This is a genomic window from Caballeronia sp. PC1, assembly GCF_021353155.1.
Taxonomy (GTDB): Bacteria; Pseudomonadota; Gammaproteobacteria; order Burkholderiales; family Burkholderiaceae; genus Caballeronia; species Caballeronia cordobensis.
This window is the reverse complement of the sequence record NZ_JAJUBH010000003.1, coordinates 1,043,975-1,067,392: the sequence shown is the minus strand read 5'-3', so window position 1 is coordinate 1,067,392 and position 23,418 is coordinate 1,043,975. Positions and strand designations below refer to the sequence as shown.

Sequence of the window (23,418 nt, the reverse complement as noted above, 5' to 3'; positions counted from 1 at the left end):
GAAAAAACACGGTCAAACTGAAGACTTCGCGCAGGGAGATTCACTGCCATTCGACCTTGCAAATAAACAGCAGTTGACGCCTCCGAGGTACGAGCAAATGAAACTTGAGATACCTGATTTGCCGTTCTCACCATGGCGTGCGTGGAATCTGCGCGATCGGCCATCAGCCGACTTCGACGTTCCCCGTGAATTCGGCATTTTTGGTTTGTGTCTACTGGCGGACGGGCACGGAGACAGCTCCTGCAAACGTCCAAGCACCGGGCGGCATCTTTGCCCCAAAGTCATCTACATCGGCATGTCGCAACACGTCGATCGGCGTCTAAAGGAAGCACATCACCCGGTCAAAGCATACCGCCTGCAATATCGCGGGGAGATGTGAACGTCTTCACTCTGCGACCTGGCAATCCGAATGGAACCATCAGGGCAGACCGCCCTTAGGTCTACTGTCAGTGACCATCGCTTTTTATGAGAGGGCACTTATGCTCGACTTCTATCGCGTCCATGGAAGACTTCCGGCTCTGAACAGACTGTAAGAAAATGAAGCTTGACTCATGCGCGATTCGCTAAGACCTAGAACGCGTTTACCCTTCGTTCAGCTTTGGATACATGGTCAGATCCGCTGTTCAGAACACCCTACATCCATCACGCGTTCTGAAACTCAGAACAACGCGTTCGGCGCGCAAAAAACAACGACGCGGGTCGTCATTTACCTTTCGTCGCTGAAGTTTGAAGATAGGGGGTGTCTAGCGTCCTGAAATAATGCCAACGATATCTTCCAGACACACCCGTAGCAACAACCTATCGAACGAAGGGAGAAGCGAATGAGTAATCGACCTGCCTACGCGCAAGTCGCTGTAGGCGGTGTTAAAGCTCTCGGCGGGATCTACAGCGACGTCGCAAAGATGGCCCCATTGCATGTTCTAATCGATCTGTAGTACCTTCGGGTGTCGCAGATCAATAACTGTGCGTTCTGTCTCGATATGCACACCCACGATCTTCTCAACAAAGACATAAAGGCTGAGAGACAAGCGTTGATACAAACGTGGGCGGGATCCGACGACCTCTTTGCCGTACTCGAACGTGCTGCTGGGCACGGGCCGAAACGGTGACGCCGGTTGCAGGAACTGGAGTTACCGAGGTCGCGTACCCCTGATCGCGCTTTTGAATTGGCCGAAAAGCGCAGCGACTACCATCGGCCGTCTCCCGAAGATTCTCACCTATCAACATTTCTTCGTCCGGTCGCACTCGTACGGACCTTCGCGCAGCTGTCTTAACCCCCACCGTGGTTCGAGCCTCGATGCACATGTCTTTAAGGCGTTCATCTCGCCGTTGCCAACTCCCGCCTGATACGGACGATCCCGATTGAGGAAAAATCGCACAGGTCGAGATTGAAGTTTTCACTCAAGACACGCAGAGATAGTCGGAGCTAATATATTGGGCGATTTAAGCTAAATATAGCCTAACTGCGATGTGCAATTATGCGAGCTTCGTGAAACATCGTTGCCCTCATGTTGCTCTTTCGCATTAAAACGAGATTCCAGCATGAAGTATGCGTCTAGCGGTACAGATCGGTACGAGCTGCGAATTGTTTAAGGAGAGCGCTAGGTGATGCCTCAAGACTTCGCTCTACTTCTCGGGCGAGCATTCGTTGCAGTATCGGACATCCGCAATTTCACGCAAGCTGCGGCCCGTCTTCACCAAACGTAACAGCAGTGAGCATGAGGATCGAGCGTCTCGAAGAGCTTATCGGTCAACGCCTGTTTGCACGCGACACTACAATCGTGCGACTAACTTCTGTCGGCGAGAGATTATTGTGAGCGTGGCACAGCGCCTAATCGAGGCTCACGAAGACGCGTCCCTTGCACTTCAGCACGGACTCGCAGCCGGCAGCCCCAAGCTTGCCACGTGAGATCTTCGCGTCGTGTCTCATGCCGCCCATCCTGCGCACCATCAGAACAACATTTCTAAATATTGAGGTGGAAATTCGTTGAAGACATAGCTGGAAGCTGCTGAAATCAGCGGATTCCCACAACATCAACCTCGTCGTCGCCACGAAATTTCTGCGCACGAGCGACGGCGGCTCCTTGCAAGAGGGGCTCGCTCGGATGTGTCAGGAGAGCAGCCAAGTCTTTCGGCAAACTCCCCTCCCGCTAGCGGTATTTCCCGAAGCCTGCCTGGATCGCAAAGCAGGCATTGCGGCGTTTGGACAAGCAGAAAACGGATTGGCGATTTGCGTACACAAGCCTAAATCACGAGGGACTTCTCGCCGCAGTGGCAGCCGGAAGCGCCACTTCAGTCATGATCGAAAGTGCGGTCACGACCCATCACAAGTTTTTAATATCGGCTGATGGGTTCTCGACTCTCACTCCGACTGAGATATGCATAACACGCCTCGGCCAGAGATTTAGCCCATCGTGAACAGAGTCGCCAAAAGCACAGGACGCCATTTCGCAACTCGATCTGTCGAGCGCGAGGTCAAGTCGATTCGAGACCTGACTTGGACGGCAGAGTCCGCTTACGCGCAAAAAAGCGTACCTAAAAAGACCTCGGAAGCTGGCCAGCGCATGCTCCGCTATCAGGGATCGGACGGTATCGTCCCATCCCACGAACGCCGGCACTTTCGAATTGGTCAGGGCCAATCACCGCCTTCACAGCGGCTTCCAAGATTTTCGACGTCAGCGATCTTGATAGTCGACCTCACGTGGCTTCAGTGCTCCTGTCGCTACCTTATCATCAAGGTTGCATTCATCAGTCGTTCACAGGCATCCAATTTCTGATCACGTCGATGTCCGAATGTGAGCTGCACAACATACCGGCCAAAAATAACTCCTCAGTATCCCGAGAGCTAATCTCAGGGGGTCGTCATGCCACGGCAACCAGCGTTAAACAAATTGACGGCGAGCATCGTTTCAGCATCATTGCTGAGCGGCTGTCAGTTCCTGCATGTCGTAGGTGACGAGAAACATCCCTCCAGCGAGACTGGACAGGGACAACTCAAAGTCGAGCTCATGGGTAGCACGGACCTGCGCGGCGAAAGGCTCGGCAACGAGGATCCGCTAACAGACTTCAATAGATTCTGCAAGGCATCGCTTCAATCGCGGACGCAGCCCGTCCACAGCAAGGGACCGGACGAAGTATTTGTGGTACCGATACTTGTCGGCATCGCACTGGTCGCAGCGTTCTCGGTAGCAACAACGGAAGCGGAAACCTCGTTCGCTAGGTACGCAGACAAGAAAAAGCAGGCGTTCTCGTTCAACACAGAACATGCAGGAAACGTAGCTGCACTTGTGAGAGAAGGCCGCCCGACCTTCAATTGCTTGGTGATTCGCTTGCTAAACAAAGATAAACCTGCGGAAGCCGACTTGACTTTCGCGGCCACTTTGAAGATGAGCGGCGCGACACAGCCTATAGCTTGGCAGTGGGTCCCAACTTATTTCAAACTTACAAAGAGTTCGGCTCGAACCGATCGGTCGGGTCTTGTCGACGTTACAGTTGGTATCGCAATTTCAGGTGTGACGGAAAAAGGAAACCAATCCGTAGCTAACACTTCTATCGCGTTGAAGGGACTCTGCCTTCCCGGCGGTAGTGCGAAGGACTGCGCCCAAAACAGTGAGGGACAATGGCACGATGACAACACCAAGCTCCCTCTTGGTGTCTACAACGCTACGCCATGGTTCATCATTCCCGAGACCGACAAAGCCGGTGCTCAACAATGTAAAGGGGATTGCGTTCCAGGGACCATCACCGTCAGCGTCACTGAATCTGGAACAGGAGCGCCGGACTTTGGAGCGGCAAAGACAGAGCTCGAAAACACAGACAAAGCGTTAGCCACCGCTCTTGGCAAATACATCGACTCTCAAGCGCCCAAAAAGTAATTGGGTGCCCTCGAAGAGACGACTAAAGCCACCGCATCGGCATGTGACTTTGCTGCCAACAAAAAAACGCCGGCGTGTTGCCGGCGTGAAAAGTCCGTCTTTCCGAGGGGTGGCGACGAACCTGAGAGAACTCCGATCCCGAAGCATCGTTAGGACTTATTCTACAGAAATTTACGTGCTTCGAATCTTTGAATGAAGAAACGGATTGTTCAATAAAACTATGTAATTCATAATCAGCCTTGAGCCAGACACGAAGCGCGAAGAGCGTTAGCTTGCTGCAACGGCCGGGATCGTGCGTCTTCGATATTTGCTATGTCAGCGTTTTCTACCAATGCAAGAGCTTTGGACCCAGCCACGCACCAATCAGTGCTGGCAAGAGCATGCCCATTGCATACCAAACGCTCCAAAAAGCCGGGCTCATTTCAGGGCAGTGCAAACAATACACCACAGTAGCCATTGAACTTGCCAGCACGCCGCTCGCCGCGCCGGCCGTTCTCAAACGTGTGGGCGCTAGAGAATGCATCGCCCAGATGACTGCAGGAAAAAGTGGCAAGGACAAAAGGAGAATGTTAAAAGGACAACTCCGCCATGTATGGCCAAGCACAAGCGGCCAACGAGCGCTTGGGGTTGTGGTATCGAGCGTCATCCAGCCGGCAACTGACACGACCAAAAATGGCAGGACGAGAAAGCACCAGGTGAGCCCTATACGGGCCCCTGGACGCCCCACGCGCTCAATGGTTAGCAATGCGCCCAATGATATTGCTGACGGAAACGCGAGTTTCGCCCAAAACACGCCTGTGCGAGCAACGCTGGCAAGGTCATGACGAAAGCCAAATACAATGCTCATCACGAGCAGAGAGCCCGCGACACCGCACAGCAACGCCTTCGCGAAGCGCCGCCTAACCATAGTACGGTCAACTTCAACCACACCGCTGGCAAGAACATTGATGAGATCGTCAGTTTTCATCGGAGACCTCGAATTTTCGCGGCGAGGGCTTTTAATCCGCGATGCACTCCAACCTTCACGGCTGACTCCGAAAGTCCGGTCATCTGAGCTGTTTCGCTTACCGATAGACCTTCAATCTTTACGTGAACGATCGGCAAGCGCTGCTTATCTGGCAAAAACTCGAGGAGTTTGCTGATGTCGCGGCGAGCCTGTTCTGGCTCGTTGTCCAAACTTCCGAAGAGCTCTTCCGGGTCGCCAATTACGACATGGAGCGATTCACGCCGTGCTCGCGAGCGAAAGAAATCCATCAGCTTGTAGCGCGCAATGGCGTGCAACCAAGCCGTCAACGGTTCGTTCAGCCGGTATGTGTGACGAGCATTGTGGACTGCAAGCAGAATCTCTTGAGTTAGATCTTCAACGTCATCTTGATGTTGCGGAATACGTTTCCTAAGAAATGCTCGAAGGTGTTGAGTTAGGGCTTGAAGAAATCCACGATACGCGCTCTCGTCTCCGTCCAGGCCGTCAACAAGAAGCGCCCTTAAGCGTGTTTCTGCGTCATTCGACATGGGATTTTTAGAGCTTACGAAGCAGCATGCCGACAGTGTCGTCGAACGCGATGGCGAATAAATCGCAGCAGAATAGCCCAACCTATAGCGCGCTGCAACAGCGCCCTCATCGTTCATCTCATCCTATCTCCGTTACGCTCTTGATCCCATGCCGGTAGTTGGTGATCTTCGTTCTTTAAGGCTCGACTTAACAAAGTACCAAGATCCCAAAAAATCCCAAAAAAGCATTTGTCGTCTCAGACCGGAAGACCTTTCAAAATAAATGCGTATCGAAAGGTCTTATCAACTTTCTTATCAAATCATTGATTCGAGAATCTGAACGACGTCACCATTCGATGCGTGTCGCCGGTACTCTAAAGCGAGTTCACGGGCGTTAGCTCTATATCTCGCATCCGAAAGGATCTTCCGGACGGCATCTCGCAATGCCATCACTGTGGGAGTGTTGGTCTGCAAATCAATCCCTACTCCGGCCCAAGCGACCCGTGCGTTCACCTCTGCCTTATCTTCGGAGTTGCCTGCGCCAACTATTGGCACCCCGTAGCTAAGTGCTTGGTTTACGCTCCCATAACCACCATTTGTCACGAACACATCGACACGAGGCAGAAGCCATTCGAACGGCAGGTATGACGCGATTCGAGCGTTCGAAGGAATCGAGCCAGGTACGTCGTCAACAGATCGTCCGCCAGCGGTGACAACAACAAGCAAGGAGGGGTCGTCTGCCAATGCGTCAAGAGTTGGCCGAACTAGTTGCGTGAAGTCAAAGTTTGACAGCGTTCCCTGACTCACCAAGACGACCTTCTTTGAGCCATCCAAATCGCCAGCCCAGTCCGGCAACGGGGCTTGCTTGGGAACAATGGGGATTGCGCCAATGAAGCGGACAGAGTCAGGCATGTCACTTCTAGGATACTCAAACTGAGGCACTGTCGTTTGCAGGTGCAGGTCCGGCAGATGCACGACCGAGTCGAATATGCTGTCGTTCAGAGGCGAACTACATGTTTTCGCCAATATGTCGTTAAGATACGTCCGATATGGATCATCGAACGTCGCCTTGACTTCGGCTGCCAGCTCGTTATAGTGCCCCGGCGCTGCCAGCGGAAGCGCCATGTTACAAGGCGCTTCGTCTGCTCGGTGCCACAACAGAAACGTTATGCCGAAGTATGCGATTGGCGGGCGCTTCTTGCGTGCACCTAAGAGCAAAGGAAGCAGGCCGAAGAAGAGATTGTCCGACACAATCAGGTCGACAGGGAACTCATCGAGGACTTTACAGACGCTTGCGTATTGCGCCAACATAGGATCCGCGAACACCCGCTCAAAGTAAAATTTGTTGGTCTCAACGCCAGGCGGGATAGACGATATCTCAGGGAAGTATTGCACAAAGTTGCTGAGGTCCCTGTTCGCATTTCCTTCAAAGGCTCGAAAGGTCGCGCCGATAGCCTCCACTCGATGTTGGAAGCTTCGGGCTGACAGGCCTATTACTTCATGCCCGCGGTTCACGAGGCCTCGGCCAATAGACAGAATGGGGTTCAGATGGCCCATGAGAGGAACAGACGAGATCAAGACGCGCATGATATTCCTGCGTTGTGGATAGTCTTGATCTAGTTCGGCTCAGCCTGTCCCGCGGTTACAGAGACAATGAATAAATTGATTGCAGAAACATGATTTCGGTGGACAACAAGAAGGACGAGAACTGACAGAGAGCGCGCGTCAGCGCTAACGTCAACGTATCAACGGTCGTAGACTTTCAGCAGCATTTTCGCCGATTCCACCCGCTGTTGATGATAAAAGCAAAGCTTCAGATACAGATCCGTCTGAAGCTTGAATGTCTCAAGCGGCACCGTCTTCATGAGCTTCCCAAGCTTTCTGAGGTTGTCGTTCCAGTGTTCGAAATCGCCTTCAGCATCATGTCGAAGAGTGTCTCTGCAATACTGGAGAACCTCTTCCTTGTTTTCGACAGCATGATAAAGCTGGGCGAGAGCGACTGAATCATATCTCCACGGAAATCGCGCAACCTCCACTTGCCAGAACGTTGTGTATCCAGACTCGACCAAGGCGGACGCGAACTGACCGTCATACTGCGGATTTTTCAACAGGAAAGGCTCAATGTCGGTTAAAGTCCGAATTGACTTACTAAGTTCCCGTACGCGCTTCAGCAGAGCGCTCGTAACTGCACGCATCCCTTCTGTCGTGTCAAGCTCCTGCGCCAACGCCGCAACGTCTTCGGCACTGAGCGAGACGGTCACATCCTCTAGCTTGATCAGCTGAGTTGATTTCTGAATCTCCGCAGGTGTCAAGAAATCCGGGTTACTACCAATCCTCAGCCCGACTCTCGCATATGCCCGACCGATCAGCCGAGAACAAAACTGCCTAGTTCCCCCTCGCACATACGCCGCGACAGGCGATACGGTCGCTTCTGCTAACGAATAGGGCGCGCCCGTTTCAGACCGTACGTAGCCAACCACCATATCAAGAGTCGCTTCCGGCAGCTCGACAACGGGACGATAGGCGTATATCGCACAGCTCTCATGGTAGTGCATCTTGTCGATGTTTCTCGCTTGCACACCTTCGGACGTGGAGTCCATCACGGACGAGTTGGCGACATACAGCATCGCGTGCGATATATCGCTGTTGGTAAAGAAGCGAATGGCCGCACTAATCTTTCCGGTCGATGTCGAAAGAATGATGTCGCCCTTCTTAAGTTTTCTAACGTCGATCTTCTTCATGTTGTACCTGGTAAGAGAAACGTCATCCAAGCATTATCATACCGGGCGGTTCAGTGTCGCCGCCTGACGCAGTCCTAGCATAGAAACCAGTTGAAGATCGAGAAGCTGACGCAACCGGCAAGATAGTCGCGCCTTGATATGGGTCGACTCTTCCGCGGCACCGAACGTCCTTGCCAACCGACTTCTGAAAACGTTCGTGAAACTGGTTCAATGGCGGCGACGGCTCTGGACGCTCAAAGGCGCTCCTGATAATTGGCGATGGTCATTGGGCACCATACCGACGGTAACGGCGGCCGCTATGTTCGCGCAACAGGATGACACCTACACGGGCATGCGGCAGCCACGATCTTGAGCAGGACATTTCTCCGATTTCTCAGCGCAACCGTGCTGGTAGCCGTTCTTCGTTGAGTATGCTGGATCTCGATAACTCCTTGCTTTCCCGCTCTCGGCTTAGAGATTGGCAACGCAACGGAACATGGAGACTCCCCCGTCATCGATTCATGCGCGATAAAATATTCTTATCACGGTAAAAAAAATAGCATCTTTTTCGAGTCACCGTCCGCGACTAAACTCCGCTCATTCTTAATTTGCGTGTAGGCAAAATCCTCGCCTACAACCGCAGGCACCAGCAGGCAAAACGCTGCTCGGTGAATACAAGCGGAGACATGATGACGGCAAAAATCGCCCTGCTAACCGGTGCACTGTGTTCCGGCTTAGCTATGAACGCATACTCGCAATCAAACGTAACGCTCTACGGACTTATCAATTCTGGCCTCACTTATCAGAACAACGCAAAGGGGTCGCCATTATTCAAGGCTCAGAGCGGCGCGTGGGGCGGTAGTCGTTGGGGCATCCAAGGGTCCGAGGATCTCGGCGGCGGCATCTCAAGTATTTTCCTGCTAGAGAACGGTTTTGACGCCTATTCCGGGACGCTTGGGCAGAATGGGAGAATGTTCGGCCGCTCTGCGTGGGTCGGAATCGCCTCACCATGGGGCAAGGTTACCGCTGGCCGGCAATACGAGGAAACGACCGCGTTTTTGGGAAAAATCAGTGCCTCGGGCTTGTGGGCCGGGTACATCGGAAGTCACATTGGTGACGTAGACAATGTCGGCGCGACAAATCGGGTCGACAACACGCTTCGCTACGAGACACCCGACTTAGCGGGGTTGCGTGTAAGTGCGCTCTACCGTGTCGGTGGCACGCCGGGAAACATTGGGACAAACGAAATCTTTGGCCTCGGCGCATCATATGTGCGCGGAGGCTTGCAAATGGCCGCAGCCTATGAAAACGTGCACAATCCCGCGACGTCGCTCTACGACGGCACTGTGGTTACTCCCACGTTTGTCAGTCCCGCGAGCAACCCCATCTTCAGCGGATATGAGTCGGCATCGGACATGCGGGTGATTGGCGCAGGCGCAACGTATCAATTCGGCCAATTGACCGTTGGCGCCGTCTACACCAACACACAGTTCAGAGACGTCATTCGGACTGCCTCAACTCCACTTGCTGGAAGTCACACGTTTCAAGACGTCCAGGCCAACCTCGCTTACCGAGTCAGCACGAGCACGTTGCTGGGTGCAGCGTTCGACTATTTGAGTACAAGCACGGCGCATTACAGTCAAGCGATGTTCGGCCCCCACTACACGCTTTCAAAGCGAACTGAGCTGTACGCCATCGGTATCTATCAACGCGCTTCTGGAACGAATTCGGTCAATAAACCGGCGGTCGCGAGTATCAACACACTCACCGCCTCCTCAACACCGAATCAGGTTGCGGTGAATGCCGGCATCATTCAGCGCTTCTAACGCGCGACATACGAACCGCTGGAAGCGCAATTCCCGAACTTGTTTTTGAGCCTATTGCAACGAATCCGCCTGCTCGCGCGCCGCCTGACGCAAACACTCGCTGAATCGCAGAACCGTAAGCACCTCGCGACGGCCGTTGGCAACGGGACGTTCGCGTGAGGCATGATCGGGGAATCAGGCTACGTGCTTCTCACTGGCCGGCAATCAGGCAGTAGACGCGGGTAAGTCAGGGTGCGGGGGCAGCTTGCTGGCCATGTTCCAGGGCAGCAGTTCATCGACGCGGTTGATGGGATGGTCCGCGATATGAGTCAGGACGTATTCGAGGTAGGCGCGCGGGTTGATCCCATTGAGCTTGCAAGTTCCGATCAGACCGTAAATAGCGGCGGCTCGCTCGCCCCCGCTGTCGGAGCCCGCGAACAAGAAGTTCTTCCGGCCCAGACTCACGCAACGCAGCGCGTTTTCGGCCAAGGCGTTGCTGATCTCGGCGCGGCCCTCTTCGCCGTACAGCACGAGGGCATCCCACTGGTTGAGCGAGTAACGGATCGCTTTGGCCAGCTCGGATTTCTTCGACAGCGTCGTGAGCTTGTCCGTCATCCACGCCTTGATCGCCGCCAGCAGCGGCACGCTTTTCTCCTGTCTTAGTCGCAGCCGTTCAGCGACCGGTTTGCCACGGATGTGAGCCTCGATGCCGTAGAGCTCGCCGATCAATCCGAGCACCTGCCGAGTCGCTTCGGTGGGCGTGCGGGCGTGAACGTCGTATATGTACCGTCTCGCATGATCCCAACATGCAACCTCACGGACCTTCCCGCTCTCGTACAGCTCGTTGAAGCCGCCGTAGGCGTCGGCCTGCAGGATGCCCTCGAATCCGGCGAGATGGGTCTGTGGATGGATGCCCTTGCGGTCGGGCGAGTAGGCAAACCACACCGCAGCCGGCTCCGTCGAGCCCGAACGGCTGTCGTCGCGCACGTACACCCAGAGTCGCCCGGTCTTCGTCTTCTTGTTGCCCGGCGCGAGCACCGGGATCGGCGTGTCGTCCGCGTGCAGCTTCGACGTTGCCATCGTGTAGCGGCGCAGCGCCTCGGTCAGCGGCCCGCAAAGCGCCTCGCACTGGCCGACCCAGCGTCCCATGCTGGCCGGGTCGAGCTTCACGCCATCGCGCGCGGCAATCTGCGACTGCCGGTACAACGGAGTGTGGTCCGCGTACTTCGAGACGAGGATGTCGGCCAGCAGGCTTGGATGGGCGATACTGCGCGTGATCGGCAGGCCAGGCATAGGCGGCTGCGAGAAGTGGTGGCCGCACGGACAGACCGTCTTGTGTCGGATCGTGCGAATCACCTTGAACATCGCCGAGACGCGAGCGAGTTGCTCGGACACATCTTCTCCGAGCGGCTGCATGGCGCTGCCGCACTTCGGGCAGGTCGCGTCGGCTTCCAGCACGCGCTCTTCGCGTGGCAGATGCGGCGGCAGCGCTTCTTTCGGCGACGCGTCACCGACAGGCGTGCTCGCACTCGATTGGCGAGCACGTCGCACATCAGCGACGCCACGCTCACCGGTCAGATCCTCAAGGGCGGTCTCGAGCCGCGCGACCTCGCGGTCCAACTGCTCGGACTTGCGTCCGAACTGCATGCGCTTGAGCTTGTCGATCTGCGCCTTGAGTTGCTCGATCTCGAGATCGCGCTCGGCAAGCTGGGCACGGGCCTCGGCCAGCAAGGCCCGCAGGGTTTCGACATCGTCAGGGAGTTCGGCGCCGTTCGACATGCGGCGCAGTTTACGAGCCTTCCGGGCGGTTTACAACATCGACATTGCAGCGGTCCGACGCGGCTGCCGCCAATCGATGCCTTCGAGCAACATCGACAGTTGCGCCGCCGTCAGATAGACCTTGCCGCCATCGGTCTGGGGCCAGACGAAACGGCCTCGCTCAAGCCGTTTTGCGAGGAGCCAGAGCCCGTCCTCGGTCGCCCACAGGACCTTCACGAGATCGCCGCGACGACCGCGGAAGATGAACACGTTGCCGCCCAGCGGATTCTCCTCGAGCGCCGTTTGTACCTTCGCCGCCAGTCCCTGGAATCCGCAGCGCATGTCGGTGACGCCTGCCACCAGCCAGACGCGTGTACCCGTAGGCAGCGCAATCACGATCGCACGCTCGCTAGTACGACCCGTAGCGTATCGGCATCGACGACGCCGTCAACCTTGACGACTACGCTGCCGATTCGAATCTCGATCGTCCCGGCGAGTGGCGTCCGATTGCCAACGTCCCGTGCTTCCGGCGTCATCGCCACGTGCGCGGGCAGCGTATCATGGACCACCGCCACTGGAATCATGGAAGTCGTTTCGGCCTGCAATTGCTCGCGATACCGACGCCGCCATGTGAACAGCATGTTTGCATTAATGCCACTCTCCCGGGCCAGCTTTGCGACCGACACGCCAGGCTCACATGCCGCGGCCGCAAGCCGGCGTCGAAATTCCGGATCATGGTTCGGGCGTCCCTTGCGGCTACCCGGCTTGGCTTCCGACTCTGTCACAGTGGTGTCCATCAAATCGAAAATGATGGGCACTACTTTGATCTCGTGCCGCGCCGGCGTCTACGACGGCCGCCGCGAGGTGCTTACGCAGAACCGCCGGTGTCGGCGCAAGGTCTCGTCGAGAGATGATTGCGAAATCAAGTTCAGGAAGTTCATCTTGGATCGGTGCCATCGTGATTCCGAGCGGAATCATCGAACGGACCAAGGGTCGGGTATAGCAGCCAATCACGTCGGTTTTTGCAAGCAAACCGGCCCTCACGGCAAATGAAGAAGGTGCGTCAAGCATGCGTCTCGGAAAAGGAAGTCCCTGCGCTTCAAACATCGCCTTCATCACGCTTTGGGACAAACCCTCTGACGTCAGGGTTGCAATCCACTCTGCATCCAGCAATTCAGTGAGCCGAGTGGATTTAGCAAGAGGGTGCCCGGCCCGCATCGCGATCGCGAACCGGCAAGTAAATAACAAATCGTGTTCGAAGTCGCTGTCCAGCTCTGGCGCGCGGTGCGTTACCGCAATGTCCAGATCCCCGTTGCGCAAGCGGGCAAGAGTCTCGACGACCGAGAGCTCATGGATGCGCAGCTTCACCAAGGGCATCATCTCGCGAAACTTGAGCACCGCGTCCGGAAGGATCGTTAGCGCAATCGTCGAAAGCGTGCCCACTGAGACATTGCCGACGGGTCGATTTTTAACTTGCTCTATCGTTTCCCTAACACGCCTCATGTCAGCAAGAAGCTGTTCGGCGCGCGGTAACAACGCATCACCCGCCTCCGTGAGCTCGATGCCGCGGTTTGTTCGGGTAACCAGTTCGACATCAAGAGAACTTTCGAGCTCGCGAATCGTGTGCGTCACTGCCGGTTGCGTAAGCCCTAGCTGTCGTGCCGCTGCACGAAGACTACCCAACCTCGCGGCATACACAAATGCAAGCAATTGCTGCTGTTTCACTGCGTGCTCCATGCCTAACTGCAGGCGAACCCATGAGGTTAAGGACGGAAAAACAGGATCGGTACGTATTCGCGAACGCTCAGCGTCGGCCGGAAATTATAGATGAACCACTGCGCAATAAGCCGTCGCAAGAGGTCGCCATGATTGCGGTCATCGCAGCGATCACGTCAGCAATCCGCTCCGCGCGCCTTGATGTGTGGTGTTCCGAATCACAAATTGGATCTGCTCGTGTTGCCGCGAACACTCAAATGTTGAAGGCCCAAACGCTTCTTGATACACCACCTATCTAAGAGGGATTGCCGTCAAGGCTCTCCTCGAAAAAGGACTGATCGTATGTCGCACCTTGGATTTACCTCTATAGACGAGCTCGCGCCTCACTCTGGCGAGCTGTCTCACATCCGCCAACATCTTCATCAGCACCCTGAACTCGGGTTCCAAGAATTGCAGACGTCAGATCTGGTTGCTAGCAAGCTCAAGCAGTGGGGGTGGGACGTGACCAGAGGTGTTGGAAAAACAGGGGTCGTGGGGACGCTCAAGATAGGGAACAGTCATCGGAAGATTGGAATTCGGGCTGATATGGACGCTCTGCCCATCTTGGAAAAAACTGGTCTACCGTACGCCAGCGTCGAACCGGGAAAAATGCACGCCTGCGGCCATGACGGACACACAACCATGTTGCTCGGCGCCGCTCGCCATCTGGCGGCTACTCGCCGATTCAACGGCACGGCGCATTTGTACTTCCAGCCCGCGGAGGAACTGGGAAAAGCAGGAGGCGCGCGAAGCATGATTGCTGACGGCCTATTCGAGCGCTTCCCGTGCGACGCAGTCTTCGGGATGCACAACCATCCCGGTGTGACAACCGGTACGTTCTTGTTTCGCAGGGGCCCGTTCATGGCCGCCAGCGATAAGGTTTACGTCCATATCGATGGCGTCGGTGGCCATGCAGCGCGCCCGCACTTGTGCGTCGACCCCGTCGTGGTTGCGGCCAGCATCACCATGGCGCTGCAAACAATTGTGTCTCGAAACGTCGACCCGTCCCAACCTGCGGTCGTAACGGTCGGCGCTTTGCAAGTTGGCGAGACCCACAACGTCATACCTTCTTTTGCCAAGATGCAGTTAAGCGTGCGCTCGTTCAATGACGAGATTCGCTCAGTCATGGAGAGACGGATCCGAGAACTCATTCAATCGCAAGCCGAAAGCTTTGGCGCGAAGGCATCGGTCGACTATGTGCATGGGCCAGACGTAGTCGTGAACACCATTGAAGAAACGGATTTCGCCATCGCAGTCGCGAAGGAGCTCGTTGGCGACGAACACGTTAATACTCATGCGGACCTCGTGATGGCGAGCGAGGATTTCTCGTTCATGCTGCAACAGCGCCCCGGAACCTACCTTAGATTAGGCAACGGTACCGGAAAACGGGGTTGCTCCGTACACAATCCGCTCTACGACTTCAACGACGAAAATTTACCGATCGGTGCTGCCTTCTGGGCTCGGCTCGTCGAGCGATACCTCGCCCACTGACGACGAACGACCCTACCTAACAGATGTCAAGGATCGACAATTGATGCCTACCACGAACAACACGGATGCTGCAGCTACGGTTACTGTGCGCAGCGGTTCGAGAAAGATGATGATTGCCGGAACCGTCATCGGCAACTGTCTCGAGTTCTACGACTTCACGGTCTACACCTACTTTGCCGTCGTTATTGGGAAATTGTATTTCCCCTCTCAAGACCCGACGGTGTCTTTGATGTCCTCAGTTGCAACCTTCGCGGCGGGGTTCATTACTCGTCCGCTAGGCAGCCTGCTCCTCGGTCTCTATGCCGACCGGCGAGGTCGAAAGGCCGCTCTCAGCCTCACAATCTTGCTAATGGCATTCGGCACCGGTCTCATCGCCATCACGCCGACCTACGACCAAATCGGTGTCGCAGCGCCGATTCTCATCGTGCTTGCACGTCTCTTACAGGGATTCTCGCAGGGCGGCGAATTTGGAACGGCTACATCCACCTTGCTTGAGGCCGGTGACCAGAAAGCCCGTGGCCTTCGCGTGAGTTGGCAGCTTGCGACGCAAGGCACTGGCACGATCTTGGGTGCAGGCCTAGCAGCGCTGCTTTCGGCGACGCTCTCGAGAGAGGCCTTGGACGCTTGGGGCTGGCGCCTGCCGTTCGTATTTGGCGTTCTCATAGCGCCCGTGGGCATCTACCTACGGCGAAATCTCCACGAAGACTGGGTAGCCTCCGCCACCGAAGGGTCAGCCACAGGAATCCTGAGGGAGCTTTTCACCACGCACCTTCGCACACTGATATTGATCACTCTCACGGGGATGGGCGGAACCGTCACGGTGTACCTTCTCAATTTCATGCCGATCTATGCGATCAAGACTTTCGGTCTGCCAATGGCGACGTCCATGTTGGTCGGGGTGTCAACGGGCATGGTTACGATGTTTGCGGGTCCTCTGGCGGGCGCAACGTCCGATCGTTTGAGGAGCCGAAAGACGCTAATCTTCATCGGGCGCGGTGCGCTTCTCGTGGGGCTGCTTCCCGCATTTCTGTTTATCAATCGCACACCCTCCGTGAGCGTGATTCTCCCAATCACTGCTTGCCTGACTTTCTTCTACGCATTCGGTTCGGCAACCTCGTTCACCTTGATGTGTGAATCGTTGCCCCGTGCCGTGCGGGCAACCGGAATTTCGATTGCCTACGCCGTCAGCGTTTGCGTCTTCGGTGGCACCGCGCAGTTCGTTAGCGTATGGCTCGTCCGAATCAGTGGCGATCCTGTCGCGCCGGCCTGGTATGCAACAGCATGCGTGGCAGTGTCACTGCTCGCGGTCTCGTTGCTCAAGGAAACTGGGAACAAATCGCTGCGCTGAACGCAGGGCCTGAGCAGAGCAACGGGCTTCCTGCAGCATCATTCGAGGTTGCGCACTGTTACTAACACTGTTGTCGCGAGATCAGGCGTTCACGCCACCGCTATACAGAGAAAAGGAAACGAGTATGGTCATCATCCGAAAGCACTTGGCCACCGTATTGTTGACGCTTGCCTCAGCGGGTCTGTCCATCGCGTCGGCCGACTCATTGTCGGCACCCGGCGACGGGGGCGTGCCAGCTTTTTACAACTGGACGAAAGCAATACCCTCCAAGACAGGTCAGCTTCTGCGCACAGAGCCGTTGACGGGACAACAGGAATTGGCGTCCGCTCAGGAGAACATTCGGCTCCTATACGTTTCAACAGATGGCATCGATAATCAAACCCCCGTTGTCGTGTCCGGCGCCCTGTTTTTGCCGAAGGGAACGCCGCCACGCGGAGGCTGGCCGCTAATGGCCTGGGCCCATGGCACTGTTGGAAGCGCGGACATTTGCGCGCCGTCGTTCGCAGGTCGCAGCGACCGCGATATCCGCTATCTGAACTACTGGCTGGCGCGGGGCTACGCAATTGTCGCCACCGACTATCAAGGGCTTGGCACGCCGGGAATTCACCCCTACGGACTGACCCGCCCGCTTGCATACGACGTACTTGATAGCATCCGCGCAGTGCAAAACGGGAGCTTCCCACTTTCGAAGCGTGTTGTCGTTTTTGGACAATCTCAGGGCGGTCGTGCCGCATTCGCAACAGCCGTCTACGCGAAATCTTACGCGCCCGATCTCGATATCGTCGGCGTGGTCGCAACGGGAACCCCGTACTCGACCGGCCAGGATTTAGCAGCAGCAGAGCATGTGGAGGCACATCGGTCGGTTGTTCCGACATTTGCCTACAACGTACTTCGCCTCACCACAGCTGAGCGCCTGGACTCATCGTTCACTCCGGCCGACTATCTGAGCAGTCGGGCGATAGAGACGTTTCATTTGAGCCAACGTGCCTGTCTCCACGAAATCGAACGCGACATTGTGGAGAAGAAACTTACGTATAACGATAGTTTTGTGCGCTCTCCGTCAGCGGTGTTTAACAACATCGAACGGATGGCAGCCTACCCGACCTTAAACTCGGACATTCCCGTTTTCATTGGTACAGGCGGCAAGGACCGCGACGTGTTCGTTCCAAGCCAGGTCGCGCTGGTGACCAATGCCTGCAAAGCTGGAGACCGGATCGAATGGCATTTCTACCCTGCTCTCAACCATTCCGAGACTGTCAATGGCTCGCTTGTCGATTCGACGCGCTTTGTCGCCAGCGCGTTCGCAGGCCATCGCCTTGACGGTAACTGCGCATCGTCTATGGCAGATATCGCGAGAAATTTCCCGCCTCAGCAATGAGCGTTACCAAAGTGTATCTAGGGTTGGCGCATCGAAATTCCTCGTTTCGTTCGCCTCCATAGTACACACGCCCCCTTGTCAATCAAGCGTTTGCGACACATATCACGCGGAACGATGACAAAACCAGAATTTCGATGCTGCCTCCATTAATATTATCGGTCTGTTGAGCGCGTGTTTCCTTACCCTGTCCGAGTCAGAGTAATCTCACCCGTACGAGCGAGGCGCAGCGAATAGACGTGATTGTCCGATTGGCGTGCTGCGCTTTTCAGAAAATTGTTTATGCAAAAACGCAAAAACGAAAGCAGCCTAACTTCGCAAGCATCAAAGCGCGGGAACGAATCTTTGAATATGCGCCGAGACGTGCTGCGCGCTATCGCGGCGCTTCCTCTTGCTGGGGGCGCGATAGCGGCTCCGGCGGAACGGGAAAGTTTCCGTCCGAGCCAACCCGACGCAAAAGACTTCGTCTCGTATCGAACAGTAGACGTCAAGGGCGTAAAAATATTTTACCGCGAAGCAGGGCCGGAAAACGGACCGGTATTGCTGCTCTTACATGGCTACCCGTCATCATCGCGGATGTTCGAACCAATCATGTCAAAGCTTTCTGGGTGGTTCCGAGTCATAGCGCCTGACTACCCCGGATTTGGTTGGTCCGACGCGCCAGATCCATCAGCGTATGCATATACGTTCGAGAATTTGTCACAGACAATACTGGATTTTTCAGACCTCTTAAAGCTAGAGCGCTATTCTCTGTACATGCAGGACTATGGTGGCCCTGTCGGCTTCGGAATGGCAACCGCTCGTCCCGAGCGCATCCATTCCCTCGTCGTACAGAATGCAGTCATTCACGAGGAAGGTTTGACAGGGATGTGGGACGCAAGAAAGGCATACTGGACGAATCGCGATGCTCATGAAGCCGCGATCCGTGAAGGTATGTTCTCTGTGCCTGCCGGCATTGCGCGTCACGTCGGAGATCGGCCGCATCTCGAGCGTTACAATCCCGATCTTTGGATGGACGAAATACTCTCGCTGCGAAGGCCCGGGATTGATCGAATCCAATTGAATCTGAGCTTCGATTACCAAAACAATCTTAAGCGCTATCCGGAATGGCAGTCGTACCTGCGAACCAAGCGTCCACCACTTCTCGTTCTGTGGGGGCAGCATGACCCCCTATTTTCAGTGAAAGGTGCCTGGGCGATGCAGCGGGAGCAGCCTAAGGCGATCATCAACGTATTGGAAGCGGGACATTTCGCTACCTACGACGTTCCTTCAGAAATCTCAAAGCGCGTTCTCAGTTTCCATCACGACCTTGAAGTAGCCTAGACCACTTGCGCTATTAGCTTTACGCTTTAGCGCAAGATTCCTCTCAAACCGATGTTGCGCGATCAATAAGCTGCGACGCGCGTTCACTTTCGTTGAGCAACTCGACGTCCGCTTTGAGCGTCTCAGGTAGCACCCCTCTTAGGAAATCCAACCAAGTACGAACTTTCGCATCTAGATATTGACGGGAGGGGTAAAGAGCGTAGACATTCATTTCGAGCGTCGTGTACTCCGTCAGAACGCGGACCAGCGCCCCGGTACGCAATCCCGCCAATGCTGAATACGTTGGAAGCACGCCCACTCCCATACCTTGTCGAATCGCGTTCTCGATTGCTCCCGCGTTATTGACCGTTAAACTTGAAGGACCGATAGCCACGCTTTCCTGTCCTCGCGGCCCTTCGAATACCCACAAATCAGAAGTGAATTTGGGGTTCATCAAGTACAAACACTTGTGATGCAGCAGGTCCGCAAGTACTTTTGGAGCTCCGAATCGTTCGATGTAGGCCGGTGATGCGCAGGCAATGCTGAAAATCGAACCGAGTTTTGCCGACACCAGCGCGGAGTCAGGCAGGTTGGACGCAAGGATGACCGACATGTCATAACCTTCCTCAAGCAAGTCGGGTATCCGTTGCGCGAGCGTCAATTCGAACTGAACGCTGGGTTGCTGCTCTTGATACTGCGAGATCATCGGGACGATATGATGCTGCCCGAAACTTGTCATCGAGTGCACTCTTAGCTTCCCCATCGCCCGAGCGGTCGAATTTCCCGCCTCCGCTTCGGCTTGCTCAATACTAGAAAGAATCTCTTGGACGCGTTGCAAATATCGTTGGCCGGCGTCAGTTAGCGCGATGCGCCTAGTCGTTCTGTGAAGCAACCTTGTCTGCAAATGCGCTTCAAGATCCGAAACGGCCCGCGATGCGTTCCCCGTCGTCGTCTTTAGCAGCTGCGCGGCTGCAGTAAATCCTCCGGCCTCGACGACGCGGGCGAAAATTCGCATGTTCTGAAGCGTGTCCATCGTATCTCTTAAGTAGATCTTGCGATTTCAACATTATGCCGTGATCCCGACTCAACCACCATCATGTAGTGAGTGCAAATGCCGCACTTTTTCGACGAGCCAATGGAACAGTGAGTGCCCCTCTTCCCGCGCAGCCGACGGTGGCATCGCGAGCTTCCCAAGCTTGTCTTGACGGAAGGCCAATAGCAAACACATTTGCGTCGCGACGTCGGGAAACTCTTTTAAGAACGACGTCATATCCTCTTTACTGAGCTGAAAAAGAACACAAGGGGTGAGCGTTGTGATAGTCACGTTCATCGGCAGCCCGGCGAGCAGCCCAGACTCACCAAACGCCTCACCTGGCCCTACTCTATTTATTTCGCGTTCCCCAGTTCCACTATCAAACTTCACAGACAGCACACCAGAGTAGATAATGGACAGACTCTCTGGAATCGTCTCCGGTGCGAATATTCGATGGCCCGATTGATATTCGTGTCGCGAAAGCCGCTGAGCTAACCGTGATATTTCATCGCCAGAAAGGCTGCTGAACAACGGAACTTGCTTCAACAACGACTCGCGTTCATCCCGTGTAGTCGCACTAGGTGCCGGTACGCCGAGTGCGCGCAAGCGCACCCCGGATGAAGCCAAATGGCGGTAGCACAAGTCGAATAGTTCGTTCGATACGCGCATTTTCTTCCCCAAATCATCGACATACCCTACGAGCTCGTAATGTATTGAATTTAGGGTTGCACTTTTCACTCTCGAATATGGTGTGGGTGCCGACAGAATTTCGCTGCAGCCGGTCAGCGCAAGATTCATTGCGTCCAGCACCGCTTTGGGCCTAGCTTCAGGATCGATCTCAAGGACGATGGAAATGCCGTGAACTAGAGACGGTCGACTGTTATTCACAATCCTAGATTTTGATGCAACTGCGTTCGGTACGATGACAGAATTGCCTTGACCTGTCAGTAAATGGGTCGCACGCCAATTCATTTCGATAACTTTGCCCTCGACGTCGTCGAATGCAATCCAGTCACCGACTGAATATGGCTCAGTCACGTTCAGAACAATGCCAGCAAACACATCGCTCAGCGTGCTCTGAATAGCGAGGCCAAGCACAATCGCGAGCGCGCCCGATGTAGCTACAAGTCCACGAACCGGGAGTTCCAATACAAATCCGAGAGCTGCAACCGTCGCCGCAAGAAATACTACTGCACCAAAGATGTCGGAGAACAGTCGTTGCTTTCTCCAAGCACCAGGCAGCAGCAGGGAGTCGATGAACAAAGTGAGCAATCGCGCACCGAGGAACCACCACGCGACTTCAAGAAATTGCCACAACCAGTGGAGGTCCGGCGTTTCCAGGAACGGCGCTTGTGTGAATGGATTCAATCCGGATGAAAGAATCCCCCAACTGAGCGTCATGAACAGAACCACTCTGACAACAAGCCGAGCCAAGTCACGTTGAGGCACACGCATACGCCATATCAGCACTTCTATGGCAATGACAGAGAAACCAACAACCAGTCCTGTATTCACAATCCGCTCCAACGCGTCACAACCGCCATCAACTTGCAGCACCGTCAGCGTCCCACGCAAGGAATCGCCTTAGCCATTCTTTGCGATCAACCACGCTTGTGCTTGGTAGCTGACCAAGCTTGAAGTCGATAAAATGCAGGTACGCCGACAGTCTTCTCAGTTCGCGAACTTGTATGCGATCCGCTCGCGCGTCAAATTCCGCACGAAGGGCGAGGATGGCGTCACGTGACCCGCGCCGAACAACAATTACTTGATCGGCCGATGGTGTCTCGAACGTCGAGAAAATACAGTCCAGTAGACGCTGTACCGAGACACGCGTATCGTCTCGCAGATCCGATAACTTCTGCAACTCGACACGCAACTCGACGATCGAGTGCCCAAAGTCCAATATTGTGAACATCCAAGCTGCAGCCGATGCTTGAGCTTTCAACTCTCCTGCGGAAGCTACGTTTAGTTGATGGCCGAGATCTCTCGTGTGGCTTTCGAGATATAGGCGGGCAAGTGACAGCTTTGTAGAACACGCAAGCGATGCTTGCCTAAGAAGATCGCGCAGAAGCATGTTCCGCAACCACGGCCTAGCAGAAGGAAAAATAATCGTGCTCGCAAGAAGCACTATCACCATTGATATCACAAGCCCTAGCAGGCTGCGGAAGTACCGCTGAAACGCGTCATCGCGCAGGGTTCGTGAAGCGTTGATAGAAGGAGCCCAACTACCCGATGAAGATTATGCGCGGCGCCGACACATTCACCGAGAGTCTGTTTTCCATGCGCAAGCTGGACGACTTCATTCCGCCGTCACATCCGCTGCGTGCGATTCGCGTCATGGCGAACGAAGCACTCGCGAAGATGGATCGGCTGTTCGCCGGCATGTACGAAGCCGACATAAAGGGCGGGCGGCCGAGCATCGCGCCGGAGAAGCTGTTGCGGGCGATGCTGATCCAGGTGCTCTACAGCCTCCGCTCGGAGCGGCAATTGATGGAGCAGGTGCAATACAACCTCCTGTTTCGTTGGTTCATCGGCCTGGCAATGGATGACATGGTGTGGGTGCCCACGGTCTTCACGAAGAACCGCGAGCGGTTGATCAAGCACGATGCCGTGATCGAATTCTTCAACGAAGTGGTGGCCATCGCTCAGAAGAAGGATCTGCTTTCGGGCGAGCACTTCAGCGTAGACGGCACGCTGATCCAGGCGTGGGCGGGACACAAGAGCTTCGTTCGCAAGGACGATGACGATCAGGATGACGAAGGCAGCAGCGCGGGCGACTTTAAAGGTAGCAAGCGCAGCAACGAGACGCATCAGTCCAGTACCGATCCTGATGCTCGGCTCTACCGGAAAGGCAAGACGGGCAGCGAATTGCGATACATGGGCCATACGCTGACCGATAACCGTCACGGTCTGGTGGTCAACGCGCGCGTGACACGCGCTGACGGGCATGCTGAGCGTGAAGCGGCCAAGATCATGATCAACGACGCGCGGCAAGCACTACAGGATGCGGGCGCAGAGATCACGTTGGGCGCGGACAAGGGTTACGACGCACGGGAATTCATCGAGGCCTGCCACGAGATGAAGGTCACACCGCACGTAGCGCAAAACACCTCAGGGCGGCGTTCGGCGGTGGCCGATACGATTGCCTCGAGCGCGGGCTACGCCATTTCCCAGCAAAAGCGCAAGCTGATCGAACAAGGCTTTGGATGGGCGAAGACCGTGGGACGTATGCGCCAGGCAATGGTGCGCGGGTTAAAGAAGGTGGATCAGATGTTCGTGTTGAACATGGCCGCATACAACCTCGTGCGCCTGCGATCCTTGGCTCAAGTCCGTCCGTAGTGACGGAAAACGCGGAAATGAGGCCAGGAACTGGCCTCAAAACGCTTGAAGGGACGTTAAATTCGCATTGAATCGGCACAATGCGAAAAATCTTGCGACGAGAGTCGCGTAATTGGAGCGGGGCCT

Annotated in this window: 21 protein-coding genes; 10 read left to right on the top strand and 11 right to left on the bottom strand. The window is 55.3% G+C overall.

Annotation, left to right across the window (positions count from 1 at the left end):
- Window positions 1–97 precede the first annotated feature (97 nt).
- The 4 genes from LY284_RS29490 (at window position 98) to LY284_RS29475 (ending at window position 3,875) form a co-directional block, all read left to right on the top strand.
- Window positions 98–379 carry a hypothetical protein gene (locus LY284_RS29490; protein ID WP_233389641.1) on the top strand — a complete coding sequence of 94 codons (282 nt, stop codon included), beginning with the start codon at window positions 98–100 and terminating at the stop codon, window positions 377–379.
- 565 nt (window positions 380–944) lie between these two features.
- Complete coding sequence (locus LY284_RS29485; RefSeq protein WP_080443024.1) at window positions 945–1,109, top strand: carboxymuconolactone decarboxylase family protein; 165 nt, start codon at window positions 945–947, stop codon at window positions 1,107–1,109.
- A gap of 609 nt (window positions 1,110–1,718) precedes the next feature.
- Window positions 1,719–1,817: a LysR family transcriptional regulator gene (locus LY284_RS29480; protein ID WP_083909437.1), complete on the top strand. Its 99-nt coding sequence runs from the start codon at window positions 1,719–1,721 to the stop codon at window positions 1,815–1,817.
- 1,047 nt (window positions 1,818–2,864) lie between these two features.
- Entirely contained in the window at window positions 2,865–3,875 is a 1,011-nt protein-coding gene (locus LY284_RS29475) for a hypothetical protein (RefSeq protein WP_140401997.1), read from the top strand.
- 325 nt (window positions 3,876–4,200) lie between these two features.
- Here the strand turns inward: LY284_RS29475 and LY284_RS29470 are convergent, their stop codons facing one another.
- The 4 genes from LY284_RS29470 to LY284_RS29455 all read right to left on the bottom strand — a co-directional run bounded on the left by LY284_RS29470 (window position 4,201) and on the right by LY284_RS29455 (window position 8,107).
- Window positions 4,201–4,842 (bottom strand): DUF1109 domain-containing protein, encoded by a 642-nt coding sequence (locus LY284_RS29470; protein WP_008348654.1) that lies wholly within the window; start codon window positions 4,840–4,842, stop codon window positions 4,201–4,203.
- On the bottom strand, window positions 4,839–5,387 hold the full coding sequence (locus tag LY284_RS29465) for a sigma-70 family RNA polymerase sigma factor (protein ID WP_035473605.1): 549 nt from the start codon (window positions 5,385–5,387) through the stop codon (window positions 4,839–4,841). Before LY284_RS29465 ends, LY284_RS29470 begins: the two co-directional genes overlap by 4 nt.
- Window positions 5,388–5,681: 294 nt before the next feature.
- The gene (locus LY284_RS29460; RefSeq protein ID WP_008348656.1) at window positions 5,682–6,953 is read right to left on the bottom strand and encodes a nucleotide disphospho-sugar-binding domain-containing protein; all 1,272 of its coding nucleotides are present in this window, start codon (window positions 6,951–6,953) and stop codon (window positions 5,682–5,684) included.
- A 158-nt stretch (window positions 6,954–7,111) separates the two neighbouring features.
- Window positions 7,112–8,107, bottom strand: coding sequence for a YiiX/YebB-like N1pC/P60 family cysteine hydrolase (locus tag LY284_RS29455; RefSeq protein WP_008348657.1), 996 nt, complete (start codon window positions 8,105–8,107; stop codon window positions 7,112–7,114).
- Between the two features lie 665 nt (window positions 8,108–8,772).
- Here LY284_RS29455 and LY284_RS29450 point away from each other — a divergent pair.
- A complete protein-coding gene (locus tag LY284_RS29450; RefSeq protein ID WP_008348659.1) occupies window positions 8,773–9,912 on the top strand; it encodes a porin in 1,140 nt (379 codons plus the stop codon).
- Between the two features lie 204 nt (window positions 9,913–10,116).
- Here the strand turns inward: LY284_RS29450 and LY284_RS29445 are convergent, their stop codons facing one another.
- From LY284_RS29445 to LY284_RS29430, 4 genes are read right to left on the bottom strand one after another with little or no spacing between them, the layout of a single operon-like run.
- On the bottom strand, window positions 10,117–11,670 hold the full coding sequence (locus LY284_RS29445) for an IS66 family transposase (RefSeq protein WP_008343403.1): 1,554 nt from the start codon (window positions 11,668–11,670) through the stop codon (window positions 10,117–10,119).
- 30 nt (window positions 11,671–11,700) lie between these two features.
- Entirely contained in the window at window positions 11,701–12,045 is a 345-nt protein-coding gene (gene tnpB, locus LY284_RS29440) for an IS66 family insertion sequence element accessory protein TnpB (protein ID WP_008343402.1), read from the bottom strand.
- Entirely contained in the window at window positions 12,042–12,467 is a 426-nt protein-coding gene (locus tag LY284_RS29435; RefSeq protein WP_008343400.1) for a transposase, read from the bottom strand. The genes tnpB and LY284_RS29435 overlap by 4 nt, the downstream gene beginning before the upstream one ends.
- Window positions 12,406–13,374, bottom strand: a complete 969-nt coding sequence (locus tag LY284_RS29430) for a LysR family transcriptional regulator (protein ID WP_233389638.1) — start codon at window positions 13,372–13,374, stop codon at window positions 12,406–12,408. Before LY284_RS29430 ends, LY284_RS29435 begins: the two co-directional genes overlap by 62 nt.
- Window positions 13,375–13,707: 333 nt before the next feature.
- On the opposite strand from LY284_RS29430, the gene LY284_RS29425 reads away from it, so the two are divergent.
- The 4 genes from LY284_RS29425 (at window position 13,708) to LY284_RS29410 (ending at window position 18,941) form a co-directional block, all read left to right on the top strand.
- A complete protein-coding gene (locus tag LY284_RS29425) occupies window positions 13,708–14,895 on the top strand; it encodes a M20 aminoacylase family protein (RefSeq protein ID WP_008348663.1) in 1,188 nt (395 codons plus the stop codon).
- 43 nt (window positions 14,896–14,938) lie between these two features.
- Window positions 14,939–16,243: an MFS transporter gene (locus LY284_RS29420; protein ID WP_008348664.1), complete on the top strand. Its 1,305-nt coding sequence runs from the start codon at window positions 14,939–14,941 to the stop codon at window positions 16,241–16,243.
- 124 nt (window positions 16,244–16,367) lie between these two features.
- Window positions 16,368–17,621, top strand: a complete 1,254-nt coding sequence (locus LY284_RS29415) for an alpha/beta fold hydrolase (RefSeq protein WP_008348676.1) — start codon at window positions 16,368–16,370, stop codon at window positions 17,619–17,621.
- A 279-nt stretch (window positions 17,622–17,900) separates the two neighbouring features.
- Window positions 17,901–18,941 carry an alpha/beta fold hydrolase gene (locus LY284_RS29410; RefSeq protein ID WP_233389637.1) on the top strand — a complete coding sequence of 347 codons (1,041 nt, stop codon included), beginning with the start codon at window positions 17,901–17,903 and terminating at the stop codon, window positions 18,939–18,941.
- A 43-nt stretch (window positions 18,942–18,984) separates the two neighbouring features.
- Here LY284_RS29410 and LY284_RS29405 read toward each other — a convergent pair whose 3' ends face one another.
- Genes LY284_RS29405 through LY284_RS29395 form a run of 3 tightly spaced genes read right to left on the bottom strand, consistent with a single transcriptional unit; the run spans window position 18,985 to window position 22,147 of the window.
- The gene (locus tag LY284_RS29405; RefSeq protein WP_008348678.1) at window positions 18,985–19,953 is read right to left on the bottom strand and encodes a LysR family transcriptional regulator; all 969 of its coding nucleotides are present in this window, start codon (window positions 19,951–19,953) and stop codon (window positions 18,985–18,987) included.
- Between the two features lie 51 nt (window positions 19,954–20,004).
- Window positions 20,005–21,528 carry a mechanosensitive ion channel domain-containing protein gene (locus tag LY284_RS29400; protein ID WP_233389635.1) on the bottom strand — a complete coding sequence of 508 codons (1,524 nt, stop codon included), beginning with the start codon at window positions 21,526–21,528 and terminating at the stop codon, window positions 20,005–20,007.
- Window positions 21,497–22,147 (bottom strand): FUSC family protein, encoded by a 651-nt coding sequence (locus tag LY284_RS29395; protein ID WP_255725017.1) that lies wholly within the window; start codon window positions 22,145–22,147, stop codon window positions 21,497–21,499. The genes LY284_RS29400 and LY284_RS29395 overlap by 32 nt, the downstream gene beginning before the upstream one ends.
- Window positions 22,148–22,194: 47 nt before the next feature.
- On the opposite strand from LY284_RS29395, the gene LY284_RS29390 reads away from it, so the two are divergent.
- The gene (locus LY284_RS29390; RefSeq protein WP_008348681.1) at window positions 22,195–23,292 is read left to right on the top strand and encodes an IS5 family transposase; all 1,098 of its coding nucleotides are present in this window, start codon (window positions 22,195–22,197) and stop codon (window positions 23,290–23,292) included.
- The last annotated feature ends 126 nt before the right edge of the window (window positions 23,293–23,418 follow it).

Bases quoted from the DNA above. Each gene is read 5' to 3' on its own strand.
- LY284_RS29405 (WP_008348678.1), bottom strand. From the start codon at position 19,953: ATGGACACGCTTCAGAACATGCGAATTTTCGCCCGCGTCGTCGAGGCC.
- LY284_RS29390 (WP_008348681.1), top strand. From the start codon at position 22,195: ATGCGCGGCGCCGACACATTCACCGAGAGTCTGTTTTCCATGCGCAAG.
- LY284_RS29420 (WP_008348664.1), top strand. From the start codon at position 14,939: ATGCCTACCACGAACAACACGGATGCTGCAGCTACGGTTACTGTGCGC.
- LY284_RS29460 (WP_008348656.1), bottom strand. From the start codon at position 6,953: ATGCGCGTCTTGATCTCGTCTGTTCCTCTCATGGGCCATCTGAACCCC.
- LY284_RS29455 (WP_008348657.1), bottom strand. From the start codon at position 8,107: ATGAAGAAGATCGACGTTAGAAAACTTAAGAAGGGCGACATCATTCTT.
- LY284_RS29410 (WP_233389637.1), top strand. From the start codon at position 17,901: ATGCAAAAACGCAAAAACGAAAGCAGCCTAACTTCGCAAGCATCAAAG.
- LY284_RS29475 (WP_140401997.1), top strand. From the start codon at position 2,865: ATGCCACGGCAACCAGCGTTAAACAAATTGACGGCGAGCATCGTTTCA.
- LY284_RS29480 (WP_083909437.1), top strand. From the start codon at position 1,719: ATGAGGATCGAGCGTCTCGAAGAGCTTATCGGTCAACGCCTGTTTGCA.
- LY284_RS29490 (WP_233389641.1), top strand. From the start codon at position 98: ATGAAACTTGAGATACCTGATTTGCCGTTCTCACCATGGCGTGCGTGG.
- LY284_RS29465 (WP_035473605.1), bottom strand. From the start codon at position 5,387: ATGTCGAATGACGCAGAAACACGCTTAAGGGCGCTTCTTGTTGACGGC.
- LY284_RS29450 (WP_008348659.1), top strand. From the start codon at position 8,773: ATGATGACGGCAAAAATCGCCCTGCTAACCGGTGCACTGTGTTCCGGC.
- LY284_RS29415 (WP_008348676.1), top strand. From the start codon at position 16,368: ATGGTCATCATCCGAAAGCACTTGGCCACCGTATTGTTGACGCTTGCC.
- LY284_RS29445 (WP_008343403.1), bottom strand. From the start codon at position 11,670: ATGTCGAACGGCGCCGAACTCCCTGACGATGTCGAAACCCTGCGGGCC.
- LY284_RS29425 (WP_008348663.1), top strand. From the start codon at position 13,708: ATGTCGCACCTTGGATTTACCTCTATAGACGAGCTCGCGCCTCACTCT.
- LY284_RS29470 (WP_008348654.1), bottom strand. From the start codon at position 4,842: ATGAAAACTGACGATCTCATCAATGTTCTTGCCAGCGGTGTGGTTGAA.